Source organism: Pseudomonas sp. 210_17 TE3656, from assembly GCF_054821965.1.
Genome location: NZ_JBTRBC010000001.1, coordinates 1,920,608 through 1,932,500 on the forward strand (window position 1 = coordinate 1,920,608; position 11,893 = coordinate 1,932,500).

General features: G+C 60.6%; 3 protein-coding genes and 2 rRNA genes (1 of these 5 only partly in view). All 5 read right to left on the minus strand.

Annotation, left to right across the window (positions count from 1 at the left end):
• Window positions 1-63 precede the first annotated feature (63 nt).
• Window positions 64-2,145 (minus strand): exodeoxyribonuclease V subunit alpha, encoded by a 2,082-nt coding sequence (recD, locus tag ACVI9W_RS09170; protein WP_461529819.1) that lies wholly within the window; start codon window positions 2,143-2,145, stop codon window positions 64-66.
• On the minus strand, window positions 2,142-5,822 hold the full coding sequence (gene recB / locus ACVI9W_RS09175) for an exodeoxyribonuclease V subunit beta (RefSeq protein ID WP_461529820.1): 3,681 nt from the start codon (window positions 5,820-5,822) through the stop codon (window positions 2,142-2,144). The genes recD and recB overlap by 4 nt, the downstream gene beginning before the upstream one ends.
• Window positions 5,819-9,298 carry an exodeoxyribonuclease V subunit gamma gene (recC, locus tag ACVI9W_RS09180; RefSeq protein WP_461529821.1) on the minus strand — a complete coding sequence of 1,160 codons (3,480 nt, stop codon included), beginning with the start codon at window positions 9,296-9,298 and terminating at the stop codon, window positions 5,819-5,821. Before recC ends, recB begins: the two co-directional genes overlap by 4 nt.
• A 143-nt stretch (window positions 9,299-9,441) precedes the next feature.
• Window positions 9,442-9,557 (minus strand): 5S ribosomal RNA (gene rrf / locus ACVI9W_RS09185).
• A gap of 137 nt (window positions 9,558-9,694) precedes the next feature.
• Window positions 9,695-11,893, minus strand: a 23S ribosomal RNA gene (locus ACVI9W_RS09190) (it continues 691 nt past the right edge of the window).

An 11,893-nucleotide genomic window follows, 5' to 3' on the forward strand; every position in this document is an offset into this window, starting at 1 on the left:
TGGCCGATTTTCCAGCGAGAGAGCAGGCCTCTGCCCATCCGGTAAAAGGCCGAATCGCCGTGTTCATACCTGCTCCAGCATCAATCCGGAAATGCGTTTGACCTTGCGCCGCACCGCGTCCTCGAACACCCCCTGGCGCGGTTCGATCAAAGTGAAACAGCTTTTCGCCCGGGTGATGCCGGTGTAGATCAACTCTTTGGTCAACACCGGGTTCAGTGCATCAGGCAGTACCAGGGCAGTATGGGTGAACTCCGAACCTTGGGACTTGTGCACGGTCATGGCGAACACGGTTTCCACCTCGTTGAGGCGGCTGGGCAATACAAAGCGCACACCGCCACGGCCATCGTTACGGGCGAAGGCCACCCGCAACACCTGCTGGCCGGGTTGCTGCTCATCGGGCAGGCGCAAGGCAATGCCGATGTCACCGTTCATCAGACCCAGGCCATAGTCGTTGCGGGTCATCAGGACTGGCCGGCCCTCATACCAGGGTTGTTCGACATCGATCAGGCCGGCAGCGCCCAACACCCGGCCGACCCGCTGGTTCAGCCCCTCGACGCCCCATGGGCCTTTACGTACGGCACACAACAGCTGGAAGGTTTCAAAACCCTGTAACACGGCCATGGCCCAGGCTTCCCAGCGCGGGTCATCAACCGGCGTGGTCAGCGCCGGACGTTGCCGGCCAATGACCTGCAGATAGCTGCGGTAGCCCTGCGGCCCCTCGTTGCCGCGACCAAGGCCATCGAGCAGCAGACGGTCGAGGGCGCGATCCTGCTCGCCACGCAGGGTCAGGCCGAACACGTCATCCTGTGTCTGCTGCAACAAGGCCCGTGCCTGTTCGGCGTCCTGCAGGTTGACCAGGCGCGCCAGCCGGCCGATACCGCTGGTCTCACCGAAGCGCCGGGAAAAGCGCAACATCACCACTTGCTGCGCCAGTGGATACTGCTCGGCAGTGCCCGCCAGCAGTTCGCTACCCACCAGGGTTTCACCGCTGACCTGCTCCAGCCAGGCCTGGGTCTGGGCGCTATAGCGACCAGCTTCGGCATCCCGGCACAGGTCACCGAGCACGGCGCCGGCTTCCACCGAGGCCAACTGGTCCTTGTCACCCAGCAACACCAGACGGGCGTGAGGCGGCAGCGCGGCCAGCAAGTTGGCCATCATTTCCAGGTCAATCATCGAGGCTTCGTCGACCACCAGCACATCCAGAGGCAAAGGATTCCCCGCATGGTGACGAAAATGCCGCGAACCCGGACGACTACCGAGCAAACGGTGCACCGTCGAGACATCGGTGGGGATGTTTTCCCGCACCTGGGCTTCGACGGCCAGGCGCTCAACCTGCTGACCAATGGATTCGGTCAGCCGCGCCGCTGCCTTGCCGGTGGGTGCTGCCAGGCGAATGCGCAGGGGACGTCCGGCCTCTACGGCTGGCGCCTGGAGCAAGGCCAGCAAGCGCACCACCGTGGTGGTCTTGCCGGTACCCGGGCCGCCGGTAATGATGCTGAAAGCACCTCGGGTGGCCAGGGCGCAGGCCAGCTTTTGCCAGTCCACCTGCCCCGCCTGACTACCGCCATCGAACAGTTGCGCCAAGCGCGCCGCCAAATCGGCCGGGGTCGGTTCGACCTGCTCCAGACGTTGACGCAAGGCGCTGTCGATCTGCCGCTCATAGGCCCAATAACGACGCAAATACAAACGCTGAGCGCTGAGCACCAAAGGCCGCGAAGCCTCTTCGACGCAAGCACCATTGGCGACCAGGCGACTGCTGGCCAAACGCTGCAACCAGGTGCTCAGCGCCAGTTGTTCAAGCAACTGCGACGGCAGCAGCAAGGGACCTGCCAGGGCATCGCCTTCCGGGGGCAACGACAGGGCAAAGTCAGGCTCGGCCAGGGTCTCAGCCAGGTCCAGACAGACATGACCATGACCCAACTGGTGACTGGCCAGGGCCGCTGCCAGCAACACCAGCGGGTCGCCTCCCGGATCGCGTTCTTCGAGGAAGCCGACGAAAGCCCGGTCCAGAGCGCGCAGCCAGCCACGTTCGACCCAACGATCGAGCAACGCCAGCAGGTCGGCACTGTCACTCAATGGCTCGAGTGCAGCCAGATGCTCGGCATCCAGTGGCGTCGGCAGCAGGTCGTCGAGGGTACGGCTCATGGTGTATCTCCCAGGAACAGGTCGTGTTGCTGCGGCGCACTGACGCCACGGAACAGCGCATCGAGGCGCTCGATCAATTCCCGTGGCGGTTTAACGAAATACACGCCGCCAGAAGCCGAATGCACACCACGTAAAAAGATGAACACCGCGCCGCCCACATGGTGGTCGTAGTCGTAATCCGGCAGCCGTGCGCGGAGCTGGCGGTGCATGGCCAGTAGGTACAGCACATACTGCAGGTCGTAGCGGTGACTGAGGATTGCCGACTCCATGGCCAGCTCGCTGTAGGCCAGATCGTCAGGGCCGAGCCAGTTGGATTTGTAGTCGGCCACGTAGTAGCGCCCGTCATGTTCAAAGGCAAGGTCGATAAAGCCCTTGAACATGCCGTTGAGCTGAGCCGGTTGGGCAGCAACCCGTGCAGCGCCTTGATGGGTGTATTCACCGACCAGGCGATCAAGCTGGCCGACATCGACCTTGTGGCTGGCAAACCAGAATTCCATTTCGATCTGATACTGACTCAGCTGATTCAAGGCCAGGGGCGGACTGTCCGGCGCCAGGGCCATGGGTTGCACCAGCAATTGCTGCAGCCAGTGGCCAAGGGTGTTGATCCAGCCTGTCCAGTCGCGGCGGTTGCAGCGCTGGCCGACCGTGCGTTTGAGCGCTTCGTCGTTCGCCATTACCTGGGCAAAACCTTCAAGCCCCGCCCATTCGAGCAGACCGTGAAGGAAGGTCCCAGGGTTCGGGCCACGTGGAAAGCGATGGATATCGCCGCTGCCGGGCATCACTTCGCGCAGCTGTTGCGGATCGGGACGCTCGTCATCGAGCAGTTGCTGGGCTTGCGAGCTGTCGGTATCCAGGGTCAGCGATTCTTCACCAATACGCAGTGCACTGTAGGAGGCGATCCACCAGTTCTCTGCTGCACGGCGTTTGGGCTGGCGCGCAGGCAGCAGTTCAGCCTGATTGGCGGGTGCGCTATAGCCTTGTTCGTTGGCCCCAGGCATGGCGTTGCTGGCAATCGCCGGGCAACCCGCTTGCAGGGCCTGTAGCCACTCACTCAACTGGCTGGAAGCCGCCAAAGGCGTGCCGCCGCCGAGTAGATAGCCCAGCGCCGAGCGGTGCAGCAGCGAGGTCTTGCCGGTGCCTCGCTTGAGGTCGGCAACCCCCAGCCAGCAAGCGTGCTGAGCGCGGGTCAGGGCAACGTAGAGCAGACGCAGGTCTTCGGCCAGACGCTCATCGTCGGCCATCGCGATCTGCTCGGCATCCGGGGTCAGGGTCAGGTGCGCCTGGCCTTCACTGTCGTGCCAGCCCAGCGGCAAGCGCTGGCCATCCACCGGTTTGCTGGTGCAGATGAACGGCAGGAACACCAGCGGATATTCCAGGCCCTTGGACTTGTGGATGGTCACCACCTTGACCAGTTGCTCATCACTTTCCAGGCGCAGGATCTGCTCTTCGCCAGCCTGACCAGCGCTGGCCAGGTGCTCGCCCAGGTGGCGGATCAGCGCTTGCTCGCCATCGAGTTCGGTGGCTGCCTGCTGCAGCAATTCGGCCAGGTGCAACAGGTTGGTCAGCACCCGCTCACCGTCACTGCGGGTCATCAACACCTGCGGCAGGTCGAAGTCATGGAGCAAGCGGCGCAGCATCGGCAACACGCCCTGGCTGCGCCAGGTCAGCCGGTACTGGCGGAACTGCATGACCCAGCGCTCCCACACCCGTTCGTTCTGGTTCAACTGTTCCAGCGCCGACAGTGGCAGGTTCAGGGTGATACTCGCCAGTGCCGCCTTCAACAGGCGCTCGACATCCGGCTCGGCACAGGCCTTGAGCCAGGCCAGCAGGTCCTGGGCTTCCTGGGCGGCGAACACCGAGTCCTTGTCTGACAGATACACACTGCGGACATCGCGGGCCGCCAGTTCGGCGCGAATCAACTGCGCTTCACGACCGTCGCGCACCAGGATGGCGATGTCCGAAGGCAGACAGGCACGCAGCGACTGATCCGCCTGGAGAAAACCGCTGCGACCCTGTTGCCCGCCATTGAGCAACGCGACAATCTGGCTGGCACAACTGGCGGCCAGCTGCTGACGGTAAACCGCCGTAGAGACCGGTTCGTCGCTGTGCAAATGCCACAGATTCAGGGCGGCGAGCGCCTGTCCGTCGACCAGCAACTGTTCGCTGCGACCTTTGGCCTGGACCTCGACAAAGGGCACCGGATTGTCATTATCCTCGCGGAACAGGAAGGCGCCACGCCCCTGCTCACGCAGTTCGGCCTGCATGAACACATGATTGACTGCGCTGACCATGGCCTGGCTGGAACGGTAGTTGGTGTCCAGGCTGTGCAAGCGTCCGGCGGTGGCACGACGGGCGCCCAGGTAAGTAAAGATATCGGCGCCGCGGAACGCATAGATCGCCTGTTTGGGGTCGCCGATCATGAACAGGCCGGTGTCCTGAACATTCTCTTCAATGCAGTAGATGCGCTGAAAGATCCGGTACTGGACCGGGTCGGTGTCCTGGAATTCATCGATCAGCGCGACCGGGAACTGCTCACGGATCAAACCTGCCAGACGCTCGTCGGCATCGCCGTGCAGGGCGTGATCGAGGCGCAGGAGCATGTCGTCAAAACCCATTTCCGCACGACGGCGCTTTTCCTGTTCAAAACGTGCGCCCACCCAGGCGGCGGCGTGTTCCAACAGGCAGGCATCGGGTGTCGGCAAGGCTTTCAGTTGATCCTGCAGACCTTCCATCACTTGCAGTGCCGGGTGGCTCGGGGGTTCACCTTTCCAGGCTTCAGCCATACCGGCACGGGTCAGGCGGGTGAAGCCGGTACCCAGGTCAAGCTCCAGCGCCAGTTCATCTGCTGCCCAGGCGGCCAGCTTCTCGCACCAGGGTTCGAAGTAACGGGCCTGCATCTTGCGGCCGTCCACTTGCTTGGCAGCCAGGCCGTCACGGCAGATCTGCAGCAGTTCACCAGACCACTGGACCCAGGGCGCCTTGATCGTGCGCAATTGCTCGGCGCGCTGATGCAACACTGCATCGATCAGCGCCTGCGGCTCCTCGGTGCCGTTCTCGATATGCTGCCGTCCAAACAGGGCGCGCACCCGCGGCAACAGGGCATCAGGGCTGACCCAGTGACTACGCACCCAGGCCAGGGCATCGCCGTGCATGCTGTAGCAAAAGCGCCGCCAGTAGTCGCGCATGACCTGGCCGAGCAGTTCGCTATGGTCGGTTTCCAGGGTCTGGGTAAACAGGCTGCCACTGTCGAACGCATGTTCGCGCAACATGCGCTGACACCAGCTGTGAATGGTTGAGACTGCCGCCTCGTCCATCCACTGCGCGGCTACATCCAGGCGATTGGCGCACGCTGGCCACAGGTCTTCTTGGTAGTCAGCGCGCAGTTGATGCAGTAACGGATCGGCGTCATCCAGTTCGCCACGGAAGAAGCGTGCCGCTTCGGCCAGACGAGTACGGATGCGTTCACGCAGCTCCTTGGTGGCGGCATCGGTGAAAGTCACCACCAGCACCTGGGGTGGCAGCAGTTCGCGGCCGAAGCCCTGCTCGCCGCCATGACCAAGCACCAGGCGCAGGTACAGGGCGGAGATGGTGAAGGTTTTGCCGGTACCGGCGCTGGCTTCAATCAATTGACTGCCGTGCAGTGGAAAGGTCAGTGCCAGGGGTGCGTTGCGACTCATTGGGCGTCCTCCTCATTGCCCAAGGTCTGCCAGGGCGCATCGAACATCGGGCGGTACAAGGCTTCACACCAGCCCTCGAACTCTTCACTGGCCGTCAACGCGGCGAAATCGCTGAACTGCCGTGCCAGCGCGGTGCTTTCGCTACGCTCGCCAAAACTGTTCTGGCCATCGCCTTCATAGGCCTTGGCCGCAGCAGCCAAGGCTTTATCGGGGTCGCTCTGGGCCAGCCAGGCGAAGGCAGTCTTGGTCGCCACGGGCAGTGGTGCACTCATGCCTGCCTGACGGGCCAGGAGCAAGTCACCGAGCATATCGGCGGCACGCGCTTGCTCGATCGGAGCCAGCAACAGCGTGATATCCGTGGCCACCACCGCACTGTGCAAGGGCAAGCCGACGGCACAGGCGGCCAGGTGCATGACCCAAGTCGAGGTTAGCCGCTGCCACTTCAGCGAGCGGCCACTGCTGATGCCATTGGGCAAGGTGGTGATACTCAGCAGGGACTGATCGTCGCGCTGGTAGACCCGGCCAAGCCAGCCTTCAAGCTTGAGCTGGCGGTATTCGAAGCGGATCGGTAACGCGCTGTCCAGGGCAGTGGGCCATAGACGCAACAGCTGTTGATGACGCTGCAACAGGTCGGGCAACGGCTCGATCAACTCAGCCTGCAGGCATTGGCCGAACCCCGCCAATGGCAGCATGCCGCTGCCCTGCAGACGCCGCGCCTGAGCGCCAAGTGCCTGGTTGGCGTCGTCGGGGGTTGCCAGCGCCGCAGCCAACAGGCTTTCACTGAGGCTGTAGCGCTGCAAGGCGTCGAGCACGAAGGGTTCTTCATCGGCCAGCGGCGCTTGCACCGCCTCGAAGAACACCTTCAGACGCTGGCTGAAAAAGTGCCGCACCGGGTGGCGGAGGAAATCCTGCAACAAGGTCAGACTCAAGGCTTCATCGCTGCTGTAAGGCGGCAGGTCGTCCCCGGCCTTGGCTTGCTCCTCGGCCGGCAGGTGCAGCGTTCGCCATTCACGGGCATAACTGAACAGGCTGCTGCCCTTGTGGAAGTAGCGGGCACTGAAGGGCTGCAACGGGTGCTCCACGGTCAGGGCATGCAGCAACTGTTCGCCAGCATCGAGCTTATCGCGCTGCTTGGCAGCAGCCAGGCGCCAACCGCCGGCGAGGTGATCGCGCAACTGCCCGATCAATACCGAGGCCGGACGTTCGCTGTTGTCACGAATGCTGCGGCCGACCCAGCTGACATACAACTGGTCGCGCGCCGACAGCAATGCTTCAAGCAACAGGTAACGGTCATCCTCGCGGCGTGAGCGGTCACCGGGGCGGTAGTCGCTGCCCATCAGGTCGAAGTCCAGCGGCGGCTGCGCACGCGGGTAATCGCCATCGTTCATGCCCAGCAGGCAGACCACCTTGAAGGGGATCGCGCGCATGGGCATAAGGGTACAGAAATTCACCGATCCCGCGAGGAACCGTTGCGACAGACGTCCCTGGTCGAGACCGGCCAGCCAGGCTTCGCGGACCACGGTCAGCGGCAGCAGGTCTTCAAGCGCAACCGACTCACAGGTTTGCAACCAGGTCTCGCGCAGGGTCTGCAACTGTACCAGCAGGAAGTCGTCGTGCTCGGTTTCGGCCAGGAAGAACACCTGCAGCAACGCATGCAGACGTTCGCCCCACTGCGCGGCGGTCGCAGCCCTGGACAGCTGTTGATAGGCGATTTCCAGAGCGTCGAGCAAGGCCACCAGCGGGCCGATCAGTGCGGCGTCCAGACCACCGATTTCGTCGAACGGTTCGATCCCGTCGCAACCTTCGCCGACACCCACGGCATAGCCAAGCAGCATGCGCCGCAGGCCGAATCGCCAGCTGTTCTGTTCCAGATCAGCCGGCAAGCCCAGGCTCGCACGCTGTTCGGCGTTTAGCCCCCAGCGGATACCGGCACCCTCGATCCAGCGGTGCAGGGTCGGCAAGTCGCTTTCCTTAATGGCGAAGCGCGCGCGCAAGGCCGGCACATCGAGCAAGTCGAGAATCTCGCTGACCGCAAAGCGGCTGTCCGGCAATTTCAACAGATGCTCAAGGGCAATCAGCAGCGGATCGCGGCCACGCTGACCCTGGTCGGTCAGGGTAAAGGGGATGAAGCGTGGGTCATCGCGGCCCAACTGGCCAAACACTGCGCGTATATGCGGGGCGTAGGTGTTGATGTCCGGGAGCATGACAATCACGTCCCGCGGGCGCAGGTGCGGATCGGCACTGAAGCGGGCGAGCAACTGGTCGTGAAGTATCTCCACTTCGCGCTGCGGACTGTGGGCGATATGAAAGCGTACCGAGCGGTCCTTGCCTGGATCGACTGCGGGCCACAATTCGCGGGTCTCAGCCAGCGGACGCAATTCAAGAATGTCGTCCTGCAGTTGATTGAGCAGGGTTTGCGGCTGGCTTTCGCTGAAAAGGTCAATGCGCCCATCAGCGAACGCGGCACGATAACTGCCGGGATCGTCGTAGCTGTCGAGCAAGTTGATGTAGTCACGGCCCTGCTTGCCCCAGGCAGCCAGCAGCGGGTGCGCGTGCTGATGCAGGGATTGCGCGTCGATCAGACTGGGCATGCCCTGCTTGCGTTGCTGGCGCTTGTATTGGTGGCGCAGCAGGTCCTTGTCGGCAACGATATCCGCCCAGTGGTGTCGACAGGGGTTGTGCACACAGAGCAGCACCTGGCTGAAACGGGCCAGGCCGGCCAAGGCTTCCAGCGCCTGAGCAGGCAATGAGGAAATACCGAAGACGATAACCCGGGAAGGGAGTCCGGCAGGTGCCTGCTCAAGGCTGTTGATCCGCTCGATAAAGCGCTGATGAACCCCGGCGCGACTCTGAGCCATGCCTTCCTCGCCGACATCCAGCAACAGCGCACGCCACAACTCGGCTTGCCAGCAATTGGCCGGGGGCAACGGCTTGGCGTCACCGCGGGCAGTGTTCAACACATCTCGCCCGGCTGCCCAGTCCTTGAGCCAGTCGGCACGGTATACCTGGTATTGGTCAAACAGATCGGCCAGGCGCTCGGCCAGTTGGTAGCGCTTGCGCAGGTCGGTGTCGTCGGTGAGAAAGCGCTGCAGGGGTTCGAAGTGGGGTTTGTCGATGACTTCGGGGAGCAGACGCATCAATCGCCAGGTCAGCGGCGCCTTGTCGAGCAGGGACACCTCCGGGATTTCATCGCGTCCCAGCACACGTCGGTACAACTGCCACATAAAGCTGCCGGGTAGTTGCACTTCGATCGCGGCGGCAATGCCACAACCGCCCTGGTCATCGTCTTCGGGGTCTTCGGCCAGAGCCAGTTTGAGCCATTGGGCAATGCCGTTGCTTTGCACCAGGACAATTTCATTTTCCAGAGGTGCCAGGGGATGCAGGCGCATCCAGCTCACCACCAGGCTGCGCAGTTCGTCCAGGCGATTGCCGTGGACCACCATGAATCCCGGAAGGAGTGGGTTTGCGTGCGGCATTGGACATCCTTGAGGCTGTGCGGACAGAGGGAAACCATATCATGGGCTTGGCCCTTGATGAGGGCAGAACAGGCACCAAAGATTTCCGGCCGGAAAAGACAAAACCCCTACCTGCATACGCAGATAGGGGTTTCGGAATTTAATCTTGACGATGACCTACTCTCACATGGGGAAACCCCACACTACCATCGGCGATGCATCGTTTCACTGCTGAGTTCGGGATGGGATCAGGTGGTTCCAATGCTCTATGGTCGTCAAGAAATTCTGTTGCCAGAAGGTCTTGTTAGACACTCCAGCGAATTGGGTATGTGATGATTGTGAGTCGCAAACTTTCGGTTCGTTTCGTCTTCACAACACCGCAATCTGGCCTTTCGACGCAAATTGCTTGGGTGTTATATGGTCAAGCCTCACGGGCAATTAGTATTGGTTAGCTCAACGCCTCACAGCGCTTACACACCCAACCTATCAACGTCGTAGTCTTCGACGGCCCTTCAGGGAGCTCAAGGCTCCAGTGAGATCTCATCTTGAGGCAAGTTTCCCGCTTAGATGCTTTCAGCGGTTATCTCTCCCGAACATAGCTACCCGGCAATGCCACTGGCGTGACAACCGGAACACCAGAGGTTCGTCCACTCCGGTCCTCTCGTACTAGGAGCAGCCCCTCTCAAATCTCAAACGTCCACGGCAGATAGGGACCGAACTGTCTCACGACGTTCTAAACCCAGCTCGCGTACCACTTTAAATGGCGAACAGCCATACCCTTGGGACCGGCTTCAGCCCCAGGATGTGATGAGCCGACATCGAGGTGCCAAACACCGCCGTCGATATGAACTCTTGGGCGGTATCAGCCTGTTATCCCCGGAGTACCTTTTATCCGTTGAGCGATGGCCCTTCCATACAGAACCACCGGATCACTAAGACCTACTTTCGTACCTGCTCGACGTGTCTGTCTCGCAGTCAAGCGCGCTTTTGCCTTTATACTCTACGACCGATTTCCGACCGGTCTGAGCGCACCTTCGTACTCCTCCGTTACTCTTTAGGAGGAGACCGCCCCAGTCAAACTACCCACCATACACTGTCCTCGATCCGGATAACGGACCTGAGTTAGAACCTCAAAGTTGCCAGGGTGGTATTTCAAGGATGGCTCCACGCGAACTGGCGTCCACGCTTCAAAGCCTCCCACCTATCCTACACAAGCAAATTCAAAGTCCAGTGCAAAGCTATAGTAAAGGTTCACGGGGTCTTTCCGTCTAGCCGCGGATACACTGCATCTTCACAGCGATTTCAATTTCACTGAGTCTCGGGTGGAGACAGCGCCGCCATCGTTACGCCATTCGTGCAGGTCGGAACTTACCCGACAAGGAATTTCGCTACCTTAGGACCGTTATAGTTACGGCCGCCGTTTACCGGGGCTTCGATCAAGAGCTTCGCGTTAGCTAACCCCATCAATTAACCTTCCGGCACCGGGCAGGCGTCACACCCTATACGTCCACTTTCGTGTTTGCAGAGTGCTGTGTTTTTAATAAACAGTCGCAGCGGCCTGGTATCTTCGACCGGCATGAGCTTACGGAGCAAGTCCTTCACCCTCACCGGCGCACCTTCTCCCGAAGTTACGGTGCCATTTTGCCTAGTTCCTTCACCCGAGTTCTCTCAAGCGCCTTGGTATTCTCTACCCAACCACCTGTGTCGGTTTGGGGTACGGTTCCTAGTTATCTGAAGCTTAGAAGCTTTTCTTGGAAGCATGGCATCAACCACTTCGTCGCCTAAAGGCAACTCGTCATCAGCTCTCGGCCTTAAGATCCCGGATTTACCTAAGATCTCAGCCTACCACCTTAAACTTGGACAACCAACGCCAAGCTGGCCTAGCCTTCTCCGTCCCTCCATCGCAATAACTAGAAGTACAGGAATATTAACCTGTTTTCCATCGACTACGCTTTTCAGCCTCGCCTTAGGGACCGACTAACCCTGCGTCGATTAACGTTGCGCAGGAAACCTTGGTCTTTCGGCGTGGGAGTTTTTCACTCCCATTGTCGTTACTCATGTCAGCATTCGCACTTCTGATACCTCCAGCAAGCTTCTCAACTCACCTTCACAGGCTTACAGAACGCTCCTCTACCGCGTCACCTAAGTGACACCCGTAGCTTCGGTGCATGGTTTGAGCCCCGTTACATCTTCCGCGCAGGCCGACTCGACTAGTGAGCTATTACGCTTTCTTTAAAGGGTGGCTGCTTCTAAGCCAACCTCCTAGCTGTCTAAGCCTTCCCACATCGTTTCCCACTTAACCATGACTTTGGGACCTTAGCTGACGGTCTGGGTTGTTTCCCTTTTCACGACGGACGTTAGCACCCGCCGTGTGTCTCCCATGCTCGGCACTTGTAGGTATTCGGAGTTTGCATCGGTTTGGTAAGTCGGGATGACCCCCTAGCCGAAACAGTGCTCTACCCCCTACAGTGATACATGAGGCGCTACCTAAATAGCTTTCGAGGAGAACCAGCTATCTCCGAGCTTGATTAGCCTTTCACTCCGATCCACAGGTCATCCGCTAACTTTTCAACGGTAGTCGGTTCGGTCCTCCAGTCAGTGTTACCTAACCTTCAA